20 protein-coding genes are annotated in these 25700 nt (G+C 68.9%); 15 read left to right on the top strand and 5 right to left on the bottom strand.

Annotated elements, in window-relative coordinates:
• Positions 1-100 precede the first annotated feature (100 nt).
• The 5 genes from tsaD (at position 101) to FXO19_RS17400 (ending at position 4567) form a co-directional block, all read left to right on the top strand.
• Complete coding sequence (gene tsaD, locus FXO19_RS17420; protein ID WP_149196389.1) at positions 101-1183, top strand: tRNA (adenosine(37)-N6)-threonylcarbamoyltransferase complex transferase subunit TsaD; 1083 nt, start codon at positions 101-103, stop codon at positions 1181-1183.
• A gap of 60 nt (positions 1184-1243) precedes the next feature.
• On the top strand, positions 1244-1600 hold the full coding sequence (folB, locus tag FXO19_RS17415; RefSeq protein ID WP_149196388.1) for a dihydroneopterin aldolase: 357 nt from the start codon (positions 1244-1246) through the stop codon (positions 1598-1600).
• Positions 1601-1638: 38 nt separating this feature from the next.
• Positions 1639-2907 carry a mechanosensitive ion channel family protein gene (locus FXO19_RS17410; RefSeq protein ID WP_149196387.1) on the top strand — a complete coding sequence of 423 codons (1269 nt, stop codon included), beginning with the start codon at positions 1639-1641 and terminating at the stop codon, positions 2905-2907.
• A gap of 1 nt (position 2908) precedes the next feature.
• Entirely contained in the window at positions 2909-3427 is a 519-nt protein-coding gene (gene folK / locus FXO19_RS17405; RefSeq protein WP_149196386.1) for a 2-amino-4-hydroxy-6-hydroxymethyldihydropteridine diphosphokinase, read from the top strand.
• Between the two features lie 309 nt (positions 3428-3736).
• Complete coding sequence (locus tag FXO19_RS17400; protein ID WP_149196385.1) at positions 3737-4567, top strand: DUF6159 family protein; 831 nt, start codon at positions 3737-3739, stop codon at positions 4565-4567.
• Between the two features lie 291 nt (positions 4568-4858).
• Here FXO19_RS17400 and FXO19_RS17395 read toward each other — a convergent pair whose 3' ends face one another.
• On the bottom strand, positions 4859-5596 hold the full coding sequence (locus tag FXO19_RS17395) for a pteridine reductase (protein WP_149196384.1): 738 nt from the start codon (positions 5594-5596) through the stop codon (positions 4859-4861).
• A 295-nt stretch (positions 5597-5891) separates the two neighbouring features.
• On the opposite strand from FXO19_RS17395, the gene FXO19_RS17390 reads away from it, so the two are divergent.
• Both FXO19_RS17390 and FXO19_RS17385 read left to right on the top strand, forming a co-directional pair.
• Positions 5892-7073 carry a class I SAM-dependent methyltransferase gene (locus tag FXO19_RS17390; RefSeq protein ID WP_149196383.1) on the top strand — a complete coding sequence of 394 codons (1182 nt, stop codon included), beginning with the start codon at positions 5892-5894 and terminating at the stop codon, positions 7071-7073.
• The gene (locus tag FXO19_RS17385) at positions 7070-7486 is read left to right on the top strand and encodes a VanZ family protein (RefSeq protein WP_425481494.1); all 417 of its coding nucleotides are present in this window, start codon (positions 7070-7072) and stop codon (positions 7484-7486) included. Before FXO19_RS17390 ends, FXO19_RS17385 begins: the two co-directional genes overlap by 4 nt.
• Positions 7487-7786: 300 nt before the next feature.
• Here the strand turns inward: FXO19_RS17385 and FXO19_RS17380 are convergent, their stop codons facing one another.
• The 3 genes from FXO19_RS17380 to FXO19_RS17370 all read right to left on the bottom strand — a co-directional run bounded on the left by FXO19_RS17380 (position 7787) and on the right by FXO19_RS17370 (position 13920).
• Positions 7787-10078, bottom strand: coding sequence for a family 20 glycosylhydrolase (locus FXO19_RS17380; protein ID WP_149196382.1), 2292 nt, complete (start codon positions 10076-10078; stop codon positions 7787-7789).
• Positions 10079-10145: 67 nt separating this feature from the next.
• Positions 10146-12788, bottom strand: coding sequence for a TonB-dependent receptor (locus FXO19_RS17375; protein ID WP_149196381.1), 2643 nt, complete (start codon positions 12786-12788; stop codon positions 10146-10148).
• A 139-nt stretch (positions 12789-12927) separates the two neighbouring features.
• Entirely contained in the window at positions 12928-13920 is a 993-nt protein-coding gene (locus tag FXO19_RS17370) for a glucokinase (RefSeq protein ID WP_149196380.1), read from the bottom strand.
• Positions 13921-14348: 428 nt separating this feature from the next.
• On the opposite strand from FXO19_RS17370, the gene FXO19_RS17365 reads away from it, so the two are divergent.
• The 7 genes from FXO19_RS17365 to FXO19_RS17335 all read left to right on the top strand — a co-directional run bounded on the left by FXO19_RS17365 (position 14349) and on the right by FXO19_RS17335 (position 24047).
• A complete protein-coding gene (locus FXO19_RS17365) occupies positions 14349-15653 on the top strand; it encodes a sugar MFS transporter (RefSeq protein WP_149196379.1) in 1305 nt (434 codons plus the stop codon).
• 43 nt (positions 15654-15696) lie between these two features.
• The gene (locus tag FXO19_RS17360) at positions 15697-16758 is read left to right on the top strand and encodes a LacI family DNA-binding transcriptional regulator (protein WP_149196378.1); all 1062 of its coding nucleotides are present in this window, start codon (positions 15697-15699) and stop codon (positions 16756-16758) included.
• A gap of 56 nt (positions 16759-16814) precedes the next feature.
• Positions 16815-17837: an SIS domain-containing protein gene (locus FXO19_RS17355; protein ID WP_149196431.1), complete on the top strand. Its 1023-nt coding sequence runs from the start codon at positions 16815-16817 to the stop codon at positions 17835-17837.
• A complete protein-coding gene (nagA, locus tag FXO19_RS17350; protein ID WP_149196377.1) occupies positions 17837-18985 on the top strand; it encodes an N-acetylglucosamine-6-phosphate deacetylase in 1149 nt (382 codons plus the stop codon). The genes FXO19_RS17355 and nagA overlap by 1 nt, the downstream gene beginning before the upstream one ends.
• 236 nt (positions 18986-19221) lie before the next feature.
• On the top strand, positions 19222-20298 hold the full coding sequence (locus FXO19_RS17345) for an acyltransferase family protein (protein WP_187775834.1): 1077 nt from the start codon (positions 19222-19224) through the stop codon (positions 20296-20298).
• A 322-nt stretch (positions 20299-20620) separates the two neighbouring features.
• Positions 20621-23743 carry a LysM peptidoglycan-binding domain-containing protein gene (locus FXO19_RS17340; RefSeq protein ID WP_187775833.1) on the top strand — a complete coding sequence of 1041 codons (3123 nt, stop codon included), beginning with the start codon at positions 20621-20623 and terminating at the stop codon, positions 23741-23743.
• Positions 23744-23756: 13 nt separating this feature from the next.
• Positions 23757-24047, top strand: coding sequence for a hypothetical protein (locus FXO19_RS17335; RefSeq protein WP_149196375.1), 291 nt, complete (start codon positions 23757-23759; stop codon positions 24045-24047).
• Between the two features lie 46 nt (positions 24048-24093).
• Here the strand turns inward: FXO19_RS17335 and FXO19_RS17330 are convergent, their stop codons facing one another.
• Entirely contained in the window at positions 24094-24312 is a 219-nt protein-coding gene (locus tag FXO19_RS17330) for a hypothetical protein (RefSeq protein WP_149196374.1), read from the bottom strand.
• Between the two features lie 169 nt (positions 24313-24481).
• On the opposite strand from FXO19_RS17330, the gene FXO19_RS17325 reads away from it, so the two are divergent.
• Positions 24482-25495 (top strand): aminoglycoside phosphotransferase family protein, encoded by a 1014-nt coding sequence (locus FXO19_RS17325; protein WP_187775838.1) that lies wholly within the window; start codon positions 24482-24484, stop codon positions 25493-25495.
• Positions 25496-25700 lie beyond the last annotated feature (205 nt).

Here is a 25700-nt window from a genome sequence, read left to right as displayed (position 1 = left end):
CACGGCGAGCCGCGTATGATAGCCGCCCTGGCCCCGCGCCCGCAAGCCACGGCGGGGCGTCAGGGTGAATTCCCGCTCTCGGATCCCCATTTCCCGTCCCATGCGCGTCCTCGGCATCGAAACCTCCTGCGACGAGACCGGCGTCGCCGTCTACGACACGGCGCTGGCGGGCGCGGCCGGGCTGCGCGCGCAGGCGGTCTACAGCCAGATCGCCCTGCACGCCGAGTACGGTGGGGTGGTGCCGGAGCTGGCCAGCCGCGACCACGTGCGCAAGCTGCTGCCGCTGATCCGCCAGACCCTGGCCGAGGCCGGGCTGACGGTCGCCGACATCGACGGCGTCGCCTACACCGCCGGTCCCGGCCTGGTCGGCGCACTGCTGGTCGGCGCCGGGGTGGCGCGGTCGCTGGCCTGGGCACTGGACGTGCCCGCGCTCGGCGTGCACCACATGGAAGGGCACCTGCTGGCGCCGCTGATCGAGGACGACCCTCCCGAGCCGCCGTTCGTGGCGCTGCTGGTCTCCGGCGGCCACACCCAGCTGTTCGCGGTCGAGGCCATCGGCCGCTATCGCCTGCTCGGCGAGACCCTGGACGACGCCGCCGGCGAGGCCTTCGACAAGACCGCCAAGCTGATGGGCCTGCCGTATCCGGGCGGGCCGCAGCTGGCGGCGCTGGCGGCGCAATCCGACAAGGAGCCGGGCCAGCCGGGCGCGTACCGCTTCCCGCGGCCAATGACCAACCGGCCCGGGCTGGATTTCAGCTTCAGCGGGCTCAAGACCCAGGTGCTGCTGGCCTGGCGCGACAGCGACCAGAGCGAACGGACGCGGGCCGACATCGCGCGCGGCTTCGAGGACGCGGTGGTCGAGACCCTGGCGGTCAAGTGCGAGCGTGCGCTGGAGGCGGCCGCCGGCGAAGTGCTGGTGGTCGCCGGCGGCGTCGGCGCCAACCGCCGCCTGCGCGCGCGCCTGCAGGCGATGACGGCCGCCCGCGGCGGCCGCGTCTGCTTCCCGCGCCCCGAGCTGTGCACCGACAACGGCGCCATGATCGCCTTCGCCGGCGCCCTGCGCCTGGCCGCCGGCCAGCGCGACGACGCGACGGTGCGGGCGCTGCCGCGGTGGGAAATGGCGAGCCTGCCGCCGCTGGCGGCGGCAGGCCGGGAATCGGGAATGGGGAATCGGGAATCGTAAAAGCGCGCGCCTGCCTTTGCTCTTACCATTCCCCATTCTCGATTCCCCATTCCCGGCCCCATGGACATCGTCTTCATAGAAGCGCTCGAAATCGAGACCGTCATCGGCATCTACGATTGGGAGCGGCGCATCCGCCAGCCGCTGCTGTTCGACCTGGAGATGGGATTCGACAACCGCGTTCCGGCGGCCAGCGACGACATCGCCGATACGCTGAACTACAAGGCGGTCAGCAAGCGCCTGATCGAGTACGTGTCGCAGTCCGAATTCGGGCTGGTGGAGACGTTGGCCGAACGCTGCGCGCAGCTCGTGCTCGACGAGTTCGGCGTCGACTGGCTGCGGCTGAAGCTGAGCAAGCCCGGCGCGGTGCGCGGCGCGCGCGCGGTCGGGGTGATCATCGAGCGCGGTCGCGCGGATTGACGATGCGGCGTGTCGCGGTGCCCTGCTAACCTGTCCGCATGCAACGTCTGATCGATGCCATTCCCGCCCTGGCGGGCGTGCCCTACGCCGGCACCCTGCTCGGGCTGCTGGCGCTGGCCCTCGGCGCCGCGCTCGCCAGCTGGATCACCCGGCGGATCCTGCTGCGCATCGTGCGCAAGCTGGTGCAGGCCTCGCCGATGCACTGGGACGATGCGCTGCTGGCGAGCGGCGTGCTGTCGCGGCTGGCGCACGTGGTTCCGGCGCTGGTGATCTCGTTCGGCATCGCCGCGGTGCCGGATCTGCCCGAGGCGGCGGTGCTGGTGGTGCGCAACGTCGCCCGCGCCTACGTGGTGCTGACGGTGGCGCTGGCGCTGGGCAACCTGTTCAACGCGCTCGGCGACCTGTATGCCCGCGACGCCGCGCGCGCGCGTTCGCGGCCGATCAAGGGCTACCTGCAGGTCGCCAAGCTGGTGGTGTTCCTGATCGCCGCGGTGCTGGCGATCGCCGCGCTGATCGACCGCTCGCCGCTGATCCTGCTGTCCGGCCTGGGCGCGATGACGGCGGTGCTGCTGCTGGTGTTCAAGGACACCATCCTGTCGCTGGTGGCCAGCGTGCAGCTGTCGGGCAACGACATGCTGCGGGTCGGCGACTGGATCGAGATGCCGGAGCTGGGCGCCGACGGCGACGTCATCGACATCGCGCTGAACACGGTCAAGGTGCAGAACTGGGACAAGACGGTCACCACCATCCCCACCTATCGCCTGATCAGCGACTCGTTCAAGAACTGGCGCGGCATGGAGGAGTCCGGCGGGCGCCGGATCAAGCGCGCGCTGCTGATCGACCAGTCGTCGGTGCGGTTCTTGGAACCGCAGGAGCGCGACGCCCTGCGCCGGATCGCCCTGATCGACGGCTACCTGGATGCAAAGAAACGCGAGCTGGAGGAATGGAACGCGCAGCTGGAGTCCGCCGGCAAGGATCCGGTCAACACCCGCCGGGTCACCAATATCGGCACCTTCCGCGCCTACGTGGAGGCCTATCTGCGTGCGCACCCGCAGATCCGCCAGGACATGACCCTGATGGTGCGCCAGCTCGAACCGGGCGCCACCGGCGTTCCGCTGCAGGTGTACTGCTTCACCGCGACCACCGCATGGACCGTGTACGAGGGCATCCAGTCGGACATCTTCGACCATCTGCTGGCGGTGCTGCCCGAGTTCGGCCTGCGGCTGTTCCAGGCGCCGGGCGGCGCCGACGTGGCTGCGGCGCTGGCGCGGCTGCAGGGGCAGGGCGGGCAGCCGGACGCCACCTGAGATGGGCCGCGCCTGCCTGAGCCTGGGTGGCAACCTCGAGCCGGAACGGCACCTGGCGGCGGCGATCGCCGCGCTGGAGGCGAGGTTTCCCGGCGCGGTCGTGTCGCGGGTCTATCGCACCCGCGCGGTCGGCTTCGACGGCGCCGACTTCCTCAACGCCGCGGCGGTGATCGACAGCGACCTGGACGTTTACGCGCTCGATGCCTGGCTGCACGCGCTGGAGGATGCGCACGGCCGCGACCGCAGCGGTCCGCGCTTCGGCGACCGCACCCTGGACCTCGACCTGGTGCTCTATGACGACCTGGTGCTGGAGGGGCCGGATCACCCCGGATCGAGTCCGGGGCAGGCTCTGCGGCTGCCGCGGCCGGAGCTGCGCCATGCCTTCGTGCTGCGCCCGCTGGTAGAGATCGCGCCGGAGATCGTCGAGCCGCGGAGCGGGCGCACCCTGGCCGAGCTGTGGGCGGCATCGCCCGAGCGCGATACGCCGATGACGCCGGTCGTCCTCGCGGGAATTGCCTGAGCCGGCAGGGCCTGCGAGCGGCCGGCGGCGAACAGGAGATCGCGGAGCGGGAAAGTCAGCGGCATCGCGACTTCCGTCGCTCCCGCATTGTTCGGGCTGTTTATGGAAGCGACGGGAGTCGCGACGCCGCCGATGGGCGGGCCGGGCGATCCCGGCGGCCGGTGCACGGCTTCAGACAATCGAGGTTCTATGGGACCAACCGGCGGACCTGGGGTCACATTCCGGCCGGAGGCCCGTCATGACTTCAGACGCTTGTCGCGGGAGGCACCGGGCGGCAGGATAACTGAAGGTCACAGGGGGAGGCAGGGCATGTTCGAGAAATTTTCGCGCAGCTGGGCGCTGGTCAAGGCCAGCGCGGCAGTGCTGCGGTCCGACAAGGAACTGATGCTGTTCCCGGTCATCTCCGGGGCCGCCACCCTGGTGGTGCTGGCGACGTTCCTGATCCCGATGTCGCTGCTGGGGGTGTTCGCGGAAGGCTTCGGCGCCGGATCGGTGGTGTTCGGGTTCCTGTTCTATTTCTGCCAGTACAGCGTGATGATCTTCTGCAACAGCGCACTGGTGGCGGCGGCGATGGTCCGCCTGGACGGCGGCAATCCGACGTTGTCCGACGGCTTCGATGCGGCCAAACGGCGGCTGCCGGCGATCCTCGGCTATGCCGCGATCGCCGCCACCGTCGGCGTGCTGCTGCAGTCGCTGAAGAACCGCGACAACAACTTCATCGTGCGCCTGGTCGGCAGCGGACTGGGCGCGGCCTGGACCCTGGCGACCTTCCTGGTGGTGCCGGTGCTGGTCAGTCGCGACGTCGGCCCGATCGACGCGCTCAAGCAAAGCATGTCGCTGCTCAAGCGTACCTGGGGCGAGAACGCGATCGGCAACATCGGCATCGGCGCGGCGTTCGGGCTGATCACGTTCGGCACCGTGCTGCTCGGTATCGGGTTGACGGTGCTGGCCCTGCAGGCGTGGCTGGGCCTGGCGATCCTGGTGGGCGGACTGTTCCTGGTCGCGGTGTTGCTGCTGGGGGTGTTCCAGGCGGCGCTGAGCGGCGTGTACTCTGCGGTGCTGTACCGCTATGCGGTCTCGCACGATGCACCGGCCGCCTTCCGTGAGCTGCATCTGGAGCGGGCATTCGCCAAGGATTGACGGCCGGCGAAACGCTTCGCCACGGATCGACGCGGACCAACGCGGATCAAGGTGAACGGCAAGCAGATAGTCCAATCATCCGCTTTCCACGCCCGTGGTCCCTGTAGGAGGGGCTTCAGCCCCGACCCCGGAAACCGAGCGGAGCACGGACAGCCCCGCACGCAGCTTCCCGACCGGCACCGCGCGCCCTGTTGCCCGACGCGACTTCGCCGGGTCGGGGCTGAAGCCCCTCCTACAGGGGGCGGCGGAGGGCGTGAATGTCGAACGGTCTGGACTGGCGGGTTGTCCGGCTCAGCCAGCGATCAGGCGCCCGCCGTCGACCGCGATCACCTGGCCGGTGACGTAGCCGGCGTCGCGCAGCAGCCAGGCCACGGTGCCGGCGATCTCCTCCGGCGTGCCGGTGCGCGCCAGCGGCGTGCGCGCCAGCATCCGCTGCTTGCGGGCTTCGTCGGTCTCGTCGTCACCCCACAGGATCGCGCCGGGGGCGACCGCGTTCACCCGCACATCCGGCGCCAGCTCCAGCGCCAGCGCCTTGGTCGCCATCACCAGCGCGGCCTTGGCCATGCAATACAGGGCGTGTCCGGGGCGCGGCCGCTCGGCATAGATGTCGGTCATGTTGACGATCGCGCCGCGCACCGCCTTCAGGTGTGGCGCCGCGGCCTGGGCGAGGAAGAACGGCGCGCGCGCGTTGCTGGCGAACAGCGTGTCCCATTGCGCGGGTGTCGCCTCGCCGAGCGGGGTGGCGAAATAGGCCGAGGCGTTGTTGACCAGCGCGTCGAGGCGGCCGAAGCGGCCGACGGTGGCGGAGATCATTTCCGGCAGGCGGTCGAATTCGCCCAGCTCCGCCTGCAGCGCCAGGGTGCTGCCCGGACGGGCGGTCTCGAGTTCGACGACCAATGCATCGAGCTCGGCCTGCGAGCTGCGATAGTGCAGGGCGAGGTCGTAGCCGTCGGCGTGCAGCCGGCGCGCGATGGCCGCGCCGAGACGGCGTGCGGCGCCGGTGACGAGGGCGACGGGGCGGTCTGCCATGGCGGCTCCGTGTCTATGGTGCGGCAGACACGATAGCGTCATTCGTGCGAAGCGTCTTTGCGTGGCAGGCATCGATACTCAACAGATGTCTGGGGCACCCCGTCAGTCGTCGGGCTGTGCCCAAGCCATGCCGGTATCACAGCGACTAGCGCGATTGTGCTTCCCCCTTTGAAAAAGGGGGATTGAGGGGGATTTGCTTTTGGTCTTGGCATTGGTCGGGCGCCCGAACCCCGCACCACCTCGCGGCATTCCACCCGCTTTCCGTAAACTGGCAACAGAACATTCAGGAGCCCGCATGCCCATTGCCGCCCCGGACGCCGATGCACTCGCGCACAGCGAGCGCCTGCAGGCGCTGATCCGTGCACACATCGCCGAGGCCGGCGGCGCGATCCCGTTCTCGCGTTTCATGGAACTGGCGCTCTACGCGCCTGGTCTGGGCTACTACAGCGCCGGCGCGACCAAGTTCGGCGCCGCCGGCGACTTCGTCACTGCGCCCGAACTCGGGCCGCTGTTCGCCGAGTGCGTGGCCGAGGCGGTGGCGCCGGTGCTGCGGGAGCTCGGCGCCGCCGCCGAATTCGTCGAGATCGGCGGCGGCAGCGGCCGTTTCGCCGAGGACGCGATCGGGCGGCTGCTGGCGATCGACGCCATGCCGGCCCGCTACGCCATCCTCGAACCCAGCGCCGACCTGCGCGAGCGCCAGCGCATGCACCTGCAGCAGTGCCTGGCACCGGCGGCGTTCGCGCGGGTCGCGTGGCTGGACGGGCCGCCGCAGGCGCGCTGGGACGGCGTGCTGTTCGCCAACGAGGTGATCGATGCGCTGCCGACGCCGCGCTTCACCCTGCGCGAGGGCGAGGTGTTCGAGGAGCACGTTGCACTCGGCGACGACGGCGGCTTCGTCCGTGTCGACCGGCCCGCCGATGCGCTGCTCGCCGCCGCGGTGCGCCACGTCGAGCGCCAGCTCGATGCGCCGTTCGCCGACGGCTACCGCTCCGAACTGCTGCCGCAGCTGCCGTACTGGCTGCAGGCGGTGATCGGCGGTCTCGACCGCGGCGCGCTGCTGTTCGTCGACTACGGCCATCCGCGCCGCGAGTACTACCGGCCGCAGCGCGAAGACGGCACGCTGCGTGCGTTCCACCGCCACCAGCTGGTCGCGGACGTGCTTGCGCGCCCGGGACTGCAGGATCTCACCGCCTCGGTCGACTTCACCGCCCTGGCCGAGGCCGGCACCGGCGCCGGATTCGACTTCGCCGGCTACTGTACGCAGGCGAGTTTCCTGCTCGGCAACGGCCTGCCGGAACTGCTGGCCGAGCACGAGAGGCGCGCCAGCGACGAGGCCGGCCGCTATGCGCTGCGGCAGCAGGTCAAGACGCTGACCCTGCCCGATGCGATGGGCGAACGCTTCCAGGCGATGGGCTTCGCGCGCGAGGTCACGTTCGATCACGCCTTCCTCGCTGGCGACCTGAGCCACCGGCTGTGAGTCGGCTGCGCCTGGGACGCGCGCTGAAGCCGTTCCGCCGGCCGCGGCTGTGGACCGGACTGTGGTGCGTTGCGATCGCGATCGTGGTGGTGCTGTCGCTGGCACCGCCGCCGCCGATGCCGCCGGTGCAAAGCGGCGACAAGCTCGGACACTTCATCGCGTACTTCGTGCTCGCCGCCGGCGCAGTGCAGCTCTACGCGCGCTGGCCATCGCTGCTGGGCGCCGGAATCGGGCTGGTGCTGTTGGGTGTGGGACTGGAGTACGCCCAGGGTGCACTGACCGAGACCCGGCAGATGGAGCGCGCCGATGCGCTGGCGAACACGCTGGGCGTCGTCGCGGGGCTGGCGGTACGGCTGACGCCGTGGCGGGATGCATTGCTCCATCTCGACCGAGGCCGGACCCGCCCTTCGTAGGAGCGCGCCATGCGCGCGAAACCGGCGTCGCCGGACGCGCGGTGAACCGGCACCATGCGGGCTTCGCGCCTATGAGGCGCTCCTACAACAGCGGCAGAGGCGGTCCGCTTTCGTAGGAGCGCGCCATGCGCGCGATACCGACGTCGCCGGACGCGCGGTGGACCGGGACCATGCGGGCCTCGCGCCTATGAGGCGCTCCTACAACGGCAAGAGCTGCCGCGGCCGTAGAAGGCGGGCCATGCCCGCGATAGCCCTGCCGGCGTGGTGTGGCGTCTGATGTGAATCGTCCGTACGGCGCACTTATCGAGGGATCAACCGCACCTCATCCAGCACCCACATCGTCGGCCGCGTGTCGCCGGTAAAGGTGATGCACAGGTCCCGCGTTCCCGCCTGCTCCGGCAGCGCGGCATCGAGGACGATGAAGCCATCGGCATCGGGGTGTTCCGGCAGCGGCGCGCTGGCCAGGAGCTCGCCGTCGCAACCGGCGTGGATCTCCAGCTCGCCGTGTGCGGACTTCGGCGTGCGGAATTTTCGATTGGACTCGTCATGATGCAGCTGGAAGTAATAGGGGATGCGGCCGGCGCGGACCTGCACCGCGGCGATGCCGTCCAGGTCGGCGCCATCCCATTGCCAGCAGGGATTGAAGATGTCGACGTTGAACCGCGCGCGGTCGCCGTCGGCGGGGCCGTCGTCCTCCAGCCGCAGCATCAGCGCGCCGGTGCACATCTTCAGCGCCTCGTCGCTGCGGCGCAGCAACGAAGCGGCATCGAAGCGTTGCACGCTGGCATCGGCCAGCGCCTCTCCATCGACGAACACCCGCGCGCGCACTTCGGCCGGCAGTGGCCGGACCAGCGGCGCTTCGTACGCTGGTGATTCGGCGGTCGGATCCTCGCCGTCGGTGGTATAGCCGATGCCGTCATAGCCGAGCGGGTTCGACAGGGCCACCTCGATGGTGCCCGTGCCGCGGTCCGCGGTTTCCACGGTCATGCGCACCTCGAACGGCGTCTGCGCATAGGCGATGCCGAGCGCGCGGTAGCGCCGCAGCTGCGCCGGCAGCCGGACCAGGAAATCGTCGTAGTCGCGCCTGTCCGCGGGCGACCAGCCGGTTTCGGCGAGGGCCGCGATCCGTGGGAAGACCGCATGCTGCACCCGGGCGTAGTCGCGCATGTGCTCGGTCCAGACGTTGGCCTGCACCCCGAGCACATGCCGTGCCTGCGAGGCGTCGAGCGCCTCGGGGACCGGTTCGAAGGCGTAGACCTGCCGCAGCGGAATGGTCGCGGGACGACCCGGCAGCTCGTTCGGCGAATCGGTCTGCAGGTAGTCCAAATAGAGATCGGAGGAAGGCGACATCACCACGTCATGGCCCTGGCGCGCGGCCGCGATGCCGCCTTCGATGCCACGCCACGACATCACCGTCGCATCGGCGGGCAGGCCGCCCTCGAGGATCTCGTCCCAGCCGATCAGCCTGCGGCCGTGGGCGGACAGGAAACGTTCCATGCGGCTGATGAAATATGCCTGCAGCTGCGTCTCGTCCGCCACGCCGAGCGCGCGCATGCGTGCCTGCACCTGCTCCGACGCCTGCCACTGGTCCTTGACGGCCTCGTCGCCGCCGACGTGGATGTATGCGGACGGGAACAGCGCCAGCACCTCGGTCAGCACGTTCTCGAGGAATCCGAACGTGTCCTCCTCGACGTTGAACAGATAGGTGTGGACCCCCCACTCGTTGGACACCGCGGTCTCGCCCGCCACCGTGCCCAGTTCCGGATAGGCCGCCACCGCGGCCTGCGCGTGGCCGGGCATGTCGATCTCCGGCACCACGGTGATGTGGCGCTCGGCCGCATAGGCGACGATCTCGCGGATCTGCGCCTGGGTGTAGTGGCCGCAGTACGGGCGCGTCTGCCCGGTCGCCGGATCGGTGCCGGCGTCGCCGGCCGGGATCCGGCAACCGCCGACCTCGGTCAGGCGCGGATAGCGCTTGATCTCGATGCGCCAGCCCTGGTCGTCGGTCAGGTGCCAGTGGAAGACGTTGAGCTTGTGCAGGGCCATGGCGTCGAGCAGGTGCTTGATCTCCTCGACCGACTGCATGTGCCGCGCCGAGTCCAGCATCAGCCCGCGCCAGCCGAAGCGCGGTGCGTCCTCGATGCGCACGGCCGGAAGCCGGCCCTCGGCGTCCAGGAGCTGCCACAACGTGACGGCGCCGTAGAACAGGCCGCGTTCGTCGCGGGCCAGGATTCGCGCGCCGTCGTCGTCGATGTCCAGGACGTAGCCCTCATCGTCCGAGGTGGCGGTCGGGTCGAGCGTGTACGTCACGCCGGCGCCATGCTCGGAATCGATGGTTTGCAAGGTCAACCCATGGGTGCGCTGGACCAGGTCGGCGAAGTGGCGGGCAACCCGGGCCGCTGGCGCGCTTCGGGCGGCGACAGTCGGGTTTACGTGCAGCTCGTAGCGGCCTTGGCCGGACTGCAGCGTGGCGGGAATCGGTATCGGCGTCGACCCGGGCAACGGCCTGGCAGCGACCGGAGCCAGTATCGCGAGCAGGATTACGGCTGCAGCCAGCTGCAGCCGACGGGCATGGCGATGCGGGAGTTTCATGCGCTTCTCCTGAAAGGCGCAGGCCCGGTTCGCCCGGGCCTGCTGTTCATCACATCATGCCGATGGGTCAGAACTTGAAGTGGACGGTCGCCATGTAGCGGCGGCCGGTGTGGTACTTGCCGACCGGCAGGCTCTTGTCGCCCAGATACTGGAAGTATTCCTCGTCCAGTAGGTTCTGCGCATCGATCGTGAGCGACCAGTTGTCGTTGAAGTTCCATCCGAGACTGGCGCCGAGTTCTGCGTAGTCGTCGACGCTGGCCGGCGCGGCGCCGGCCACGTAGCCGCCGGCGAGGTAGTGGTCGCGCCAGTTGTAAGTCAGGCGCGCGCTGATCGGGCCCATCTCGTAGTACGGGCTGAGGGCAACGCTGTGCCGCGACTGATAGGGCAGCGGATTGCCGGTGTTGTTCTCGCCGTCGGCGTACGTGTAGCTGGATGTGAGACCGAAACCGCTGTCGCCGAACGGCTGCTGGTAGTTGAGGTTGAGCCCCCTGACCTCGCCTCCGCCGGCGTTGCGTGGTCGCGAGATGCTGTAGTCGCAATAGCCATCCTCTGTACAGCCGTTGCTGCCCACAAGGCCCGCCCAGGCGGCGGGATCGTTGTCGCGGATCGAGTTGTACTGGCGCTCGATGGTGGCGCTGGTGTCGACGTAGTTGTCGATGTCCTTGTAGAACACCGAGGCTGCGATCACCGCCTGCTCGGCGAAATACCACTCCGCCGACAGGTTGAAGTTGGTCGACTCGTACGGCGAGAGCTCGGCATTGCCGCCGGCGCCGGTGAGCGTGGTGTCGTTGAGGAAGGTGTTGTTGACCAGCTGATTGTATGGTGCCCAGGCGATCACCTTGGCGGCGGCGAAGCGGAACACCCAGTCGTTGCCCGGATCGAATACCAGATTGACCGACGGCAGCAGGAAGTCCTCCTTGCCGGTTCGGGTCTGCCATTTGCTGTCCAGGTCGTCCAGCGTCGGCGTGCCGCTGTAGACGAAGCCGCTGCCCTCGATCTCTGACTCCACGTAGCGCAGGCCGACATTGCCGCGTACGGCGCCGGTGGAGAAGTTGGCCTGCACATAGCCGGCGGTGTTGGTCTGTTCCAGCGCCCAGGTGTTGTTGAGATAGCTGGCAGGATCGGGACTGTCGTAATCGACAGGGCTGTTGCGGATCCAGTCGATCACGTTGTCGCGGCCGACCTGGAGGTGATGACCGTGATCGGGATGGAAGCCGCGGATGTCGGTGAGTCCGATCGTTCCGACTTCGTCGAGGAAGCCGGTATTGACGCCGCTGTAGACGTTGAGCGCGAAGCTCTCCTCGTGCTTCGCCCGGCGCGCGCCGAACTGCAGCAGGTTGAAGACACCGTCGAGGCGGACGCTGAAATCGACCTGGCCGTAGCTGTCCTCGCTGTCGGTCGAGAAGATGCCGTTGTTGCCGAGCCAGCCATTAGATCCCCAGTTGGCCGGATCGCGGGCGGCGTCCGGATCGTCGAACTGAATGCCCTTGTCGATGTCCCAGCTGAAGCCGCCGTTGTAGACCGGCTCGATGAAGTACTGGGCGAGATTGCTGTTGTCGGACTCGCTGCGGCCGATCTGGCCTTTCACGCCCCAGACATCGCCCTGCCAGGAGCCGCGCAGGTCCAGGCCCTTGGTGGTGACCTCGGACTCGCGGACATTGTTGTCGTAGATGACGGTGCCGCCTTCGGGATCGGCATGAGCATTGGAATGGCCGCCGGTGACCACGCCGTCCGGTCCCTGGTTCAGTTCGTCCACCGCTGCCTCGGTGCCCCGATTCCAGGTCAGGAAGCTGTACAGCGACTGGTTGTAGTTGTCGAAGTTCTCGCGGATGTACAGGCCCTGCAGATTGAACTCGAGTGCATCGCTCGGCTTGAGCTGCAGGTTGACCACGGCGCTGTCGCGCTCGCGCTCTTGCTGGAACCAGGCCGCATTGATCGAGTTCGGCACCATCGCGTCCGGGTCCAGGTCCGGCGAAGCGGCGTTGGCGAAGGTCGAAGCCGGCGCATAGCCGAAAACCTCGAGCCCCTGCCGGTCGACCTTCTCTTCGTAGTGCTGCGCCGATACGGCGATGCCGAAGGTCTCCACCGGGTTCTTCCAGCTGTACAGCAGCGCGGCGTTCGGGGCGCCGCTGCCGGCTTGGTCGTTGTAGCTGTAGCCGACGGAGCCGGCGATCGCATTGGCCTCCATGTCCAGCGGCTGGCGGGTGTGCATCAGCACCGTACCGCCCAGGCTCCCCTCGGGCAGCCGGGCCTCGGAGGACTTGATTACCTCCAGACGGCCCAGGATCTGTGGTGCCAGCAGGGTGTAGTCGAAGCCGCGGTTCGGCTGTTCGCCGTACAGCCAGATCGCCTGCGCGACAGGATGCCCGTCCAGGAAGGTCAGGTTGAGGCTGGGGTCGGTACCGTCGATGCTCACCCGCTCGCCCTGGCCGAAGCGCCGGTCGAGCGAGACGCCGGGGATCTGCGACATCGCTTCGGCGACGTTGGTGTTGGGAAACTTGCCGATGTCCTCGGCGGTGATTGCCTCCGATACGGTGTCGTTGTTGCGTTTGGTGTCGAGCGAGCGCTCCAGGCTGGCGCGGATACCGGTCACGGTGATCGTCTCGAACTCGGTGGCGTCTTCGCGGCTGTCGGCAGGATCCTGCGCCTGCGCATTGAACGCCAGGCAGGTCACGATCGCGGCCGAAAGAACGGATTTGCGGTATGTCATGGTGTCTCTCCCGTCACTGTTTGAATTGCGGCACGGGAGCGTTCGCATCCCGCGGCCGTGCCTGTGTGTCTCCGTTCCGCATGACGCCCGGCCATCGGCGGCATGCCTCGTCCCCTCGCCGACAGCGGGCCCTGCGCTTTCACGCCGCCTCACGCCGGTACAGGTACCAGGTCGCCGCACCGATCACGCCCAGCTGTCCGTGCTCGACCAGCTTCACCGGAATGCGCTCGAGCGCCTCGCGCATCGGACCCTTGTTGAGGAAGCGCTCGACGAAGCTGCTGCGCAGCAGGAATTCGCGGATCTGCGGCAGGATTCCGCCGGCCAGGTAGATGCCGCCGTTGACGCCGTACAGCAGCGCCATGTCGCCGACGGTGCTGCCCAGCAGGCCGCAGAACACCTCCAGGCTTTCGCGCGCCAGCGGGTCGCTGCCGTCCAGCGCCGCCGCGGTGATCTCGCCCGGCGAACGGTAGTCGTGCGCCGCGCCACGCAGCGCCGCCAGCGCGGCGTGCAGGTTCATCAGGCCGGGCCCCGACAACGCGTGTTCGTTCGGCACGTGGTCGCGTTCGCGCTGCAGCTCGCGCAGCAGCGCCGCCTCCAGCGCGTTGCCGGTAGTCAGCGCGGCCTGGCCGGCCTCGGTGGCGAGCACCACCGGCCCCTTCGCGGTCGGGATCCACACCGCCGCGCCCAGGCCGGTGCCGGGGCCGACGACCAGGGTCGGGCCGCGCGGGGCGGTCTCCGGCCCGGTCAGCTGCAGCACCTGGCTGGCATCGACGTAGGCGGCGGCGTGAGCCACCGCCTCGAAGTCGTTGACCAGGCGGAACTCGCGGAAACCGAGACGGTCGCGGATGGCGTTGAGCGAGATCCGCCAGGGCAGGTTGACGGTGATCACCGAGCCGTCCTCGAGCGCATAGCCGGCGCTGGCGATCGCGCCCTCCTCGACCCGCACGCCGTCCAGCCGGCCGAGGAAATCCTCGATGATGTCGACCAGGCCCGGCCACTCGGCGCAGACATACTTGCGGTACTGCAGCACCGCGATCGGGTGCGACGGGTCGTCGTTGCGCCGCACCAGACCGATGCGGACGTGGGTGCCGCCGACGTCGGCGGCGATGAACGGCCTTGCGCTGCCGCTCATGGCGTCGATCCGCAGTGGGCTTGCAGTGGCGGCCACGTGATTCCCGTTGCTGGAAGGTGTGCGGGTCCCGGTGCGATGCGCACCGGAAGCTGTGATCGAGTTTGGAAACAGTTTGACAACGATGTCAACAGGCCGCGTCGGGTTTGTTGCAGTTTTGTGTTCATTGGTATCATTTCTGTTGGTTTGATTGAATATCAACATCTATAGCTGGCATAGATGGCATTAATATGCCCTGTCGTCGGCGGGACAAATAGAGTCTCCGTGAGACAAATGCTGCAGGACAACAGCAGGTAGTCGCAATTGTTCGGTGCGAATCGTGGTAAATCCAAGAAAGATATGACAACGTTGGACTCGAATGGCCTCGGCAAGACACGCGTGGCCGGCAAGCTCCGGTGCAGGCCGGAATCCATCACACGGGAGACGCCAGGATGTCTGCTGTCGCGACCATGAGCGCACGCTCGCACCTCACCATGGCCATCGCGATCATGGGGTTGCTGTACTTCATCATCGGGTTCTTCACCTGGATCAACGGGCCGCTGATCACCTTCGTGCAGCTGGCTTTCGAGCTGGACGAGGTGAATGCCTTCCTGGTGCTGATGGTGTTCTATCTCTCGTATTTCTTCCTCGCCCTGCCCGCGGCCTGGGTGCTGAAATGGACCGGGATGAAGAAGGGCCTGGCGCTGAGCCTGGCGGTGATGGCGGTGGGGGCGATGCTGTTCGGCGAGTTCTCCACCCAGCGCTGGTACCCCGGCGCGCTGTCGGGATTGTTCGTGATCGGCGGTGGCCTGGCGTTGCTGCAGACCGCGGTCAATCCCTACGTCAGCATCCTCGGGCCGATCGACAGCGCCGCGCAACGGATCGCGCTGATGGGGATCTGCAACAAGACCGCCGGCATCCTCGCGCCGCTGCTGCTGGGCACGCTGGTGCTGCACGGCATCGGCGACCTGGCGGCGCAGGTCGAGGCCGCCGACCTCGCCACGCGCGCGCAGCTGCTCGACACCTTCGCCGCCAAGATCCATACCCCCTATCTGGCGATGGCCGGGCTGCTGATGCTGGTCGCCGTCGGCGTGCTGTTCTCGCCGCTGCCGGAACTCAAGCCGGCCGAAGCCAATGCCGAGACCGGCGCTGACACCGGCGCCGATGGCGGCACACCGCGTGCGCGGCGCAACATCTTCCAGTTCCCGCACCTGTGGCTGGGTGTGCTGTGCCTGTTCACCTACGTCGGCGCCGAGGTCATGGCCGGCGACGCCATCGGCACTTACGGACAGGCGTTGAACCTGCCGCTGGACCGGACCAAATTCTTCACCTCGTTCACCCTGTTCGCGATGTTGCTCGGCTACCTGGCGGGGCTGGTGCTGATCCCGCGCTTCATCTCGCAGGAGCGCTATCTCAGCGTGTCGGCGGTGCTGGGCATCGTGTTCACCACCGGTGCGTTCTTCACCGGCGGCTATCTGTCGGTGGGTTTCGTCGCCGCGCTCGGTTTCGCCAACGCGATGATGTGGCCGGCGATCTTCCCGATGGCGATCCGCGGGCTGGGGCGGTCGACCGAGACCGGTTCGGCGTTGCTGGTGATGGGCATCGCCGGCGGCGCGATCATTCCGCAGGCATTCGCGGTGTTCAAGCAGCACTTCGATTTCCAGCTGGTGTTCCTGCTGTTGATGCTGCCGTGTTACCTGTACATCCTGTTCTATGCGCGCAGCGGCCACCGCGTCGGCATGGGCAGCAGGCGTTGACCCGCGGCATCATGAGCCGCTCCATGGCGAGGTAGACGAACCAGTGCGCAGACCGACCATCCGGGACGTCGCCGAACGGGCGAAGGTATCGCTGAAGACCGTTTCGCGCGTGATCAACAACGAGCCGTCGGTGATGCAGGCCACGCGCGCGCGGGTGCTGCACGCGGTCGCCGAACTCGACTACGAGCCGGATCCGTCGGCGCGCAACCTGCGCAGCGCGACCGCGTTCGTGATCGGCGTGGCCTACGACAATCCCAACCCGTACTACATCATCAGCGTGCAGAACGGGGTGCTGGCGGCCTGCCGCGAGACCGGCTTCGACCTGCAGATCCATCCCTGCGACGCCAGCTCGCCGCTGCTAGTGGACGAGCTGTGCGACTGGATGCGGCGCTCGCGCCTGGCGGGGTTGGTACTGGCGCCGCCGATGTCCGAGCGCATGGAGCTGCTGGAGGCGCTGACCGAACGCGGTGTGAAGCTGGTGCGGATCATCGCCGCGGCCGAGGACCCGCAGGACGGCCACCCCTGCGTCTTCGTCGACGACCGCGACGCCGCCTACGAGGTCACCGAGCACCTGATCCAGCTCGGCCACCAGCGCATCGGCTTCCTGTGGGGCGGGGAGGAGCACCGTTCGAGTTCCGAGCGCTACCTGGGCTACGAGAAGGCGTTGAAGGACTACGGCATCACCCTCGACAAGCACCTGGTGATCCCGGGCGACTACACCTTCGACGACGGCTTTCGCGGCGCGCGCCGGCTGCTGGCGCTGCGCGATCCGCCGACCGCGATCTTCGGCTCCAACGACGAGATCGCCGCCGGTGTGCTGGCCGCGGCCAAGTCGGCCGGCATGAATGTGCCGTACGACCTGTCGATCGCCGGCTTCGAGGACAGTCCGTTCTCCAAGCAGTCGTGGCCGCCGCTGACCACCGCCAAGCAGGCGACCGAGGACATCGCCCGCCACGCGGCGCGATTGCTGATCACGCAGCTGCGCCAGAGCCACGACGCGGACGGTGCGGTGCCCGTCCACAACCACGGCTTCGTGCCACAGCTGGTGGTGCGCGGCTCCACCGCGCCGATGCGGCCGCGCACGCCCGCACCCACACAGGAATGAGCATGCACAGACCGGCCGCCTCCGGCACGGAGACGACGCAGGGCGGGACCAGCTGGATGTTCCGCGAGGCCGCGGAGGCGGCGGACGTGGTCGCGTGCCAATTCGAGCGCAACGCCGCGGTGGTGGCGGAACTCGCACGCGACTTGCGGCGCGATCCGCCGCCGTTCGTGGTTACCTGCGCGCGCGGCAGTTCCGACCACGCCGCCACCTACGGCAAGTACCTGTTCGAGACCCAGCTCGGGCGGGTGACCGCCTCGGCGTCGCCGTCGGTCGGGTCGGTGTACGCCGCGCGCCAGCAGCTGCAGGGCGCGCTTTACATCGTGATTTCGCAGTCCGGCAAGAGCCCCGACCTGCTGCACAACGCCGAGGACGCACGCCGCTCCGGCGCCCGCGTGGTGGCGATGGTGAACGTCGAGGACTCGCCGCTGGCCGCGCTTGCCGACACCGTGATCCCGCTGCACGCCGGCAGCGAGCGCAGCGTCGCCGCGACCAAGAGCTATCTGGCGTCGCTGGCCGCATTGCTGCAGCTGGCCGCCTGCTGGAAGGACGACGCCGCGCTGCTCGATGCGCTGCCGCGGACGCCCGACGCCATGCGCGAGGCATGGGCGCAGGACTGGTCGCCGCTGGTGGACGGCCTGGTGCGGACACGCAACCTGTTCGTGCTGGGACGCGGGCTCGGACTGGGCGCGGCGCAGGAGGCCGCGCTCAAGTTCAAGGAAACCTGCGGCCTGCACGCCGAGGCCTACAGTTCGGCCGAGGTGAAGCACGGCCCGATGGCGCTGGTCGGGCCCGGGTTCCCGGTGCTGGTGCTGGCGCAGAACGACGAAACCGAAAGCGGCACCCTGGCGTTGGCACAGGAGTTTCGCGCGCGGGGTGCGACCACGTGGACGGCCTCGCGGCATGACGACGCCGGATCGTCTCCGGGGCTGACCCTGCCGGTGGCAGCGGCGCCGCACCCCGCCGTGGCGCCGCTGCTGACGGTGCAGAGCTTCTATCGTGCGGTCGAGGCGCTGGCGCGCGCGCGCGGGTTCGATCCGGACGCGCCGCCGCATCTCAACAAGGTGACGGAGACGGTGTGATGGCGACGGTGCTGGTCAACGGCCGCGTGCTGACCGACGACGGCTTTCGCGACAACCTCGCCGTGCTGGTCGGCGACGACGGCCGCATCGCGGCGATGCCGGCGGCCAGCGATGCGCGGCGGCAGGATGCCCGCACGTTCGACCTCCAGGGCGGGTCGCTGCTGCCGGGTTTCATCGATCTGCAGGTCAACGGCGGCGGCGGCGTGCTGTTCAACAACGCGCCGACGGTGGAAGCGGTGTGCGCCATTGCCGAAGCGCACCGGCGATTCGGCACTACCGCATTGCTGCCGACGCTGATCAGCGACGACGTGGAGGTCATGCGCGCCGCGATCGCCGCGGTGCGCGACGCGATCGCGCAGGACACGCCGGGCGTGCTCGGCATCCATCTGGAGGGACCGTACCTGGCGCCGGCGCGCAAGGGCACGCACGATGCCGGCAAGTTCCGCGTACCGGACGCGGACGAGATCGCGCTCGCCACCTCACTCGACAACGGCCCGACGCTGATCACGCTGGCGCCGGAGCGGGTGCCCACCGAGCGCATCCGTGCGCTGGTCGAGCGCGGCGCCATCGTCTTCGCCGGCCACACCGCGGGCACCTACGAGGAGATCCGCGCCGGTCTCGACGCCGGGGTGCGCGGCTTCACCCATCTCTACAACGCGATGACCCCGCTGCAGGGGCGCGCGCCCGGCGCGGTCGGCGCCGCGCTGGAGGACCGCGACAGCTGGTGCGGCATCATCCTCGACGGCGTGCACGCGCACCCGGCCAGCCTGCGCCTGGCGGTCGCCGCCAAGCCGCGCGGCAAGGTGTTCCTGGTGACCGACGCGATGCCGCCGGTGGGATCGGACGACCCGAGCTATGCGCTTTATGGCGAGCGCATCACCGTGGTCGACGGCGTCTGCCGCAACGCCGCCGGCGCGCTGGCCGGCTCCGCGCTCGACATGGCCACCGCGGTGCGCAACGCGGTGCACCTGCTCGGCCTGCCGCTGGACGAGGCCGCGCGCATGGCCTCGACCTATCCGGCGCAGTGCCTTGAACTGGAAGCCAGCCACGGCCGTATCGCGCCCGGCTGCCGCGCCGACCTGGTGCTGCTCGACGCGGAGCTGCAGGTGGCGCGCACCTGGATCGGCGGCAAACCGGATGATTCATGAGTCCGAGCCCGCAGCTTTCCCCCCTTTGAAAAAGGGGGGCTGGGGGGATTTGCTTTTGCTTCACGAAGAGCAAATCCCCCTGTGTCCCCCTTTTTCAAAGGAGGAGAAACCGGCTTCGGACAACGCAAAGGCGGCTTTCCTGGTGCGGCCGGATCGCCATCGCAGCCTCCCGCCGCGCCGTTTCCGTGACTAGAGGCTTTCCGGTGCGGGAAACGCAAGCCGCGCAGCCGGCAAGCATGCCGCGCCGGCCATTGCCGCGCTTCGCCTCCGTCGACGCCCTGCGCGGGCTCACCGTGGCGGCGATGCTGCTGGTCAACAATCCCGGCGACTGGGGGCATGTCTACGCGCCGCTGCAGCATGCGCAATGGCACGGCTGCACGCCGACCGACCTGGTCTTCCCGTTCTTCCTGTTCGTGGTCGGCGTCTCGATCGCCCTCGGCCTGGTGCCGCGCGTGGAAAGCGGGGGCGATCCGCGCGCATTGCAGCACGGCGTGCTCGTTCGCGCGCTGCGCATCATCGCACTGGGGCTCGCCCTGCACCTGCTGGCCTGGTGGACGCTGGAGCTCGCGCATTACCGGCCGTGGGGCGTGCTGCAGCGGATCGGGATCTGCTTCCTCGTGGTCGGTTCGCTGGCGTTGTACACCCGAGCGCGCACGCAGGGATACCTGCTCGCCGCGCTGCTGCTGGGATACTGGGCGCTGCTGGCGGCGGGCGGCAGTGTTGCGCCGTGGCACAACCTGGCCAGCCGCGTCGACACCGTGTTGCTCGGCCCGCTGCTGTACCAATACGATGCCGCCAGCGGTCGCGGCCACGATCCCGAGGGCCTGGTGAGCACGCTCGGCGCCATCGCCACCACGCTGCTCGGCCTGTGCGCCGGCCGCTGGCTGCGCGCCGGCCGCATTGGCCGCCTGTGTCTCGTCGGTATCGCCGCACTGGCGCTCGGCGCGTTCTGGGCGCAGGCGGTGCCGTTCAACAAGCAGCTGTGGACCTCGCCCTACGTGCTGTGGACCGGCGGCTGGGCCATGCTGGCGCTGGCCGCGGCGTACGTGCTGGTCGACCGCCGCGGCTGGCCGGCGCTCGGCCGCCGCTTCGGCGTCAACGCCATCGCCGCATACGCGGGCTCCGGTGCAATGGTCTACCTGCTGGTCGCCATCGGCTGGTGGGAACCGATCTATCGGGTCGGCTTCGCCGCGTGGATGACGCCGCGCTTTGGCCCCTACGTGCCGTCACTGGCGTTCGCGATCGCTTTCGTCGCGTTCTGGTGGGGCGTGGTCTACGTCATGGACAGACGCGGGTGGTACCTGAAGATCTGAAGAAGGGCAGGCGCGGTCGCAGTGGGCAGGTCGGCGCCAGTCACGACCGGAGCGGCGGCCCGAGATCGCCATGGGTTGCGCAATCACGGCGTTCACGCCTGCCGGATCGATGACAGCAGGCGCCAACCCTCCCTGGGGCATTCCCCACTTGACGGCGCGGCAGCACCATGCAGTGCGTGCAAGGGGCAGCAAAACGTGATTGGCGCGCACAAGCCGGTGACGTGGTGATGACATGCACGAGACATGGCGCGCCGGCGTTCGCCATGCGTTCAAAAGTGCAGCGGCACTTTCAGCCTCCCGCCACGATCACGACCACGCCGCCATGGCTCAGCTCATCGACGACCGGACCGTCTACATCCCACCGCCGCCACCGCCGCCGCCGCCCGCACCTCCCCCGGCAACGCATACCGTTCGCGAAGGCGAAACGCTGGCCAGCATTGCCGACGATTACCGCACCACGTCGCAGGCGATCCTCGACATCAATCCGCAGGTGCGCTCGCCCGAGCTGCTGCCGGTTGGCGAGGAGCTCAACCTGCCGCCGCCTTCGGTCGATCCGGAGGTGACCCGGGCGGTCGACGGCGTCATCGCCGATGACGCCACGCCGGAACAGAAGCACGAGGCCTATCTCGCCGTGCAGGAGCACGCCGACCAGGCCGGCGGTATCGGCGGCCAGGGCGTGGAGCCGTCCGCGTTGCCCGGCCAGTCGCTGCGGATCCTCGACCAGGCCGGCATTCCCACCGCGATCGATCCGCGGGTGGCCGTGGCGGTCGACGCCGTGGCCGATCCGGGGGCGAATGTCGACCAGGCCGTGTCCGGCTACCAGGCGCTGCAGGCGTATGTCGACCGGGTTGGCGGCATCGGCGATCAGGGCATCCTCGAAGAGGTCCTGCCGCGGCAGGCTGCGCAGCTGCTGAAGGACGCCGGCCTGCCGACCGCGGTGCGGCCGGAAGTCGCGGCGGCGGTGGATCCGCTGCTGCCCGAAGGCGTGAGCCTGGCCGACCGCGCCGCCGCCTACGGCACGGTGGAGACCTACGTCGACCAGGTCGGTGGCGTCGGTGATGCAGGCATCGTGGCCGATGCCTTGCCGGGCAGGGCGATGCAATTGCTGGTGGAAGGCGGGCACGACACCCGCTTCGATCCGAAGGTGGTCTCCACGGTCGACCGCATCGCCGACAGCACCGCCACCGACGGCCAGAAACTCGAGGCGTACGAGACGGTGCAGCGCTACGTCGACCAGGTCGGCGGCGTCAGCGACCAGGGCATCACCACCGAGGCGCTGCCGCGCCGGGCGGCGGAGCTGCTCCGGGATGGCGAGATGCCGCTCGACACCGAAGTGGCCGCGGGCGACAGCACGCAGGACATCGTGATCGCGGCGCAGGCCGGGACCGACCCCGCGCAGCGGTTGCAGATCCTGGGCGAAGGTTATGCCGAGGCGGACGCCGCCACGCGCCAGGCGCTGCTGGCCGATCCCACCGCACGCAGCATCATCAGCGATGCCGCAGACTGGGCCACCGAGCCGCTGGACACGCCGCCCGAAAACGGCGACGGCGACGCGGTGCCGGCACTGACCGCAGCGCAACGCCTCGATACGTTGACCGAGAATCTCGACAGTGAGCTCGCCGGCGCGCTGCTGAAGGGCACCGTGCCCGCGTTCGAAGCCTACGCCCTGAACGACCGTGGCGGGCCGATCGGGCCCGAGGGCATGGCGACCCTGCTCACGGTGATGGACCGCGCAAGCGGCAGTGCCGACGGCGACGAGGCGATCCGGCTCATCGCCGAACGGACCGGTTTCGGCGACATCAACGCCCTCACCAACCACCTCGCGCAGGGCGGCAGCCCCGCCTATGCCTTGGCCGTGGGCGCCAGCCGCGACATCGTGATCGACGGCGTGCAGCAGTTCGCCGGCGGCGCGCTCAACGACAAGGTCGATGCTTACATCCAGGAGACCGAAGAGCTGAACTGGCTGGTTGCCAACCACGGCGGCAGCATGACCCCCGAACAGTTGCAACAGGCGATCGACGATTACGTCGCCAGCAAGGGCCCGGCCTGGGAGCAGAAGCTCGAGGGCATGCAGGAGGAGATCGCGCAGCACGGCATCCAGCTGCAGCAGCAGATCGATGCGCTGCAGCAGGCCGGCGGCTACGACGACACGATCACGGGGCTGCTCGACGATCCGGAGAACCAGCTCGCGCTCAGCACCGCGCTCGGGCGCCACCCGGAGATCGCCACCGATACCCGGCTCAAGGACTACGCGCTCTACGCCAAGGTCAGCGAGGGCGGCCGCAAGCTGCTGGGCGAGGTCGCCAACAGCTACGTCAAGGCCAATGTGCTGCCGGACCTGCAGGGTGCCAATCCGGCGAATCCGGCTTCGATGCAGCGTGCGGAAGCGGCGTTGGCGCGGCTCGACAGTTCCGCGCTCGCCACCGCCTACGGGGTGGACAAGGCCAAGTTGCAGCAGGCGGTGGGCGAACTGAAGCAGGCGCTGCCGACCGCCGGCGACACCCCGGAAGCTGCCAACGCACGCCTGGAAAGGCTCAACCAGAACCTTCAGGGCATCAACGGCTTCGAGAAGAACACCGGCATCGGCCAGCTGTTCCGCGCCGCAGGCGTGGCCACCACCAGCTTCGCCTTTCTCAATTCGACCGCCCGCGCCTTCAACGAGCCGGGCAGCTACGCCAACTGGCTCAAGGCCGGCGCCGACACCTTCGGCCTGACGCAGAAGACCGCCGATTTCCTGGTGGCGCGCGGCGCCGATGGCACCACAACCCGGGCGCTCGGTAGCGCACTCGCCGGCAAGATCGCCACCGGGGTGACCGCCGTGGCCGATTTCGCGCTGGGGTTGAAGGCCGCCGCCGAAGGCGACTACGCCACCGCCGCGTTGTGGGGCGTCTCCGCCGCAGGTGGCGCGCTGACCCTGGCCTCGGGAGCCGGTCTGATCGGTGCCTGGGGCGGTCCGGTGGGCATCGCGCTGGTGGCGGTGGCGGCGGTGGGCATCGGCCTGGTGGCCAATGTCAACGAGTCCAACAAGCACGACAACGCCACCTCGGCCGAATTCCTGCAGCAAGCCGGCTTCACCCCGGAAGTGGCCGACGCCCTGGTCGACCAGAGCGGCGACGGTCACAGCCCGGTGCCGCTGCTGGCGAAGTACGCCGAACTCAAGGGCTACGATCTGACCGACGCGCAGCAGCGCCAGCAGTTCGTCGACTGGGTCAACGGCATGCCGGCGGAGCAGCTCGAGCATTTGCGCAGTTGGATGCACCACACATTCGACGACTTCGGCGGCGATGTCGATCGCTTCGGCAGCGACACCACGGTCCACATCCCCACGACCACGATCACCTCGGGCGGTTACCCGGCGACGGTGTGGGCGCATGGCCCCTACACCGTGGGCGAGTTCGATGCCTTCGTGGAGGAGTACGGCGGCACGCCGCTGCCGCAGGCCTGAGGCGGCTCGAGCGGTGACGGCCAGCGACTGCCCGCACTGCGGCCGCCGCGCGCTGTCGCCGTCGCGCAAGCTGCTGCTCGGCCCGTCGGCCAGCATCGCCTGTCGCGCCTGCGGCAGGCGCGTCGGCGTCGCCTTCGGCAAGGCCTGGTTGGCGTTGTCGCCAGGCTTGCTGGTCGCGGCTTCCGGTCTGCTGGTCGCGCACGCCAGCGTCCGTCATCTGCCGATGATCCTCGCGCTGGATGGGCTGGCCTTGGCGGCGATGTTCGCCGCCTATGCATGGTGGGTCCCCCTGCAGCGTCGCTGAGGCCGATTGCTTGCGCGGTCGCCACGGCGGGCGGGCGGGAGGCGATCTACCGGATTGGCTTCGCTGATTGGATGACGTTGCGCTTCGGCCCTATGGTCCGTTGCTCGCGTTCGCGCTCGCCTTCGTCGGATTCTGGTGGCTGTTGATGGTCGCGATGGACCGCCGTGGCCGGTACCTGAAGATCTGAGTCGCTGCTGGCGCCGGCTGCCTTTTCGTAGGAGCGCGCCATGCGCGCGATGCCGGCGACGTGTCCAGCCTCGGCCATGGGCAGTCCGGTCGTCGGCCGGAAGGTACGCCGATGACCGGAATCCCATGGCGGCGAAATGCCCGCGGCATCGCGCGCATGGCGCGCTCCTACGAGGGCAGCGGATCCGAGACCGGCTTCTTGAACGCGTTGCCCGCTTGCTACCCTTGCGCGCATGACCGCCATCCAGATCGCCGCGCTCGTCCCCGAGGCCGCCCGTGCCGCCGCCCGCCTGGCCTGGGTGCGCGCCGTCACCGGCGATCCCGCGCTCGAACTCGAGCGCGCCTCGGTCGATGCCGGCTTCCGCAGCTACTGGCGTGCGGTCGGTGCCGAGGGCAGCCGGATCGTCATGGATTCGCCGCCGGACCTCGAGGATGCGCGCCCGTGGCTGCGCATCCGCCAGCTGTTGCTGGACGCCGGCGTACGCGTGCCGCAGGTGCTGGCGCAGGACCTCGACGCCGGCTTCCTGCTGCTGGAAGACCTGGGCCGCGACACTTGCCTGCAGATCATCGACGGCGCCAACGCCGACATCCTGTTCGAGGCCGCGTTCGAGCAGCTGCTGAAACTGCAGGCGATCGCCTGCCCACCGGACCTGCCGCGCTACGACCGCGCCATGCTGCAGTTCGAACTCGACCTGCTGGAACCGTGGTTGCTCGTCCGCCACCTGGGGGTTGCGCTCGACGACGGCGACCGCGCCGGCCTGCGCCGGGCGCACGAGGCATTGATCGAGAACCTGCTCGCACAGCCGCAGGTGTTCGTGCACCGCGATTTCATGCCGCGCAATCTGATGCCGGTCGCCGGTGGATTTGCGGTGATCGACTTCCAGGGCGCGGTCTGCGGCCCGGTCGGCTACGACCCGGTCAGCCTGTTCCGCGACGCCTTCCACAGCTGGCCGCCGCAGCGCGTCGATGCCTGGCTCGAGCGCTACCACGTCCGCGCCGCCGCGGCTGGAATGCCGGTGCCCGCCGCGTACGACGACTTCCGCCGCGGTGCCGATTTCGCCGGCGTGCAGCGGCATCTCAAGATCCTCGGCCTGTTCGCGCGCCTGCACCATCGCGACGGCAAGCCGAAGTACCTGGCCGACGCGCCGCGCTTCGTCGCCTATCTGGACGAGGTGCTGCCGAAGTATCCGGAGCTGTCGCCGCTGCAGTCGATCCTGGACCGGTACGTGCGCCCGGGGCTTGCGGCCGAGGGCGAGAGGTAAGGAGAGCGGCTTGCTGTCGTCACTCCAGCGCAGCTGGAGGCGCGTTACAACAGCGCAGCCGGTCGTCCATTTCGATCTTGCTTTTGAAGTTGCTCGGGCAACGGCAACATGGATCCCAGCTTGCGCTGGGATGACGAACCCTTAGCCTTTTCCCGATTCCCGATTCCCGATTCCCGATTCCCGATTCCCGATTCCCGATTCCCGA

Source organism: Luteimonas suaedae (assembly GCF_008312895.1).
In the GTDB taxonomy this organism is placed as follows: Bacteria; Pseudomonadota; Gammaproteobacteria; order Xanthomonadales; family Xanthomonadaceae; genus Luteimonas; species Luteimonas suaedae.
This window is presented reverse-complemented; position numbering and strand designations above follow the sequence as displayed.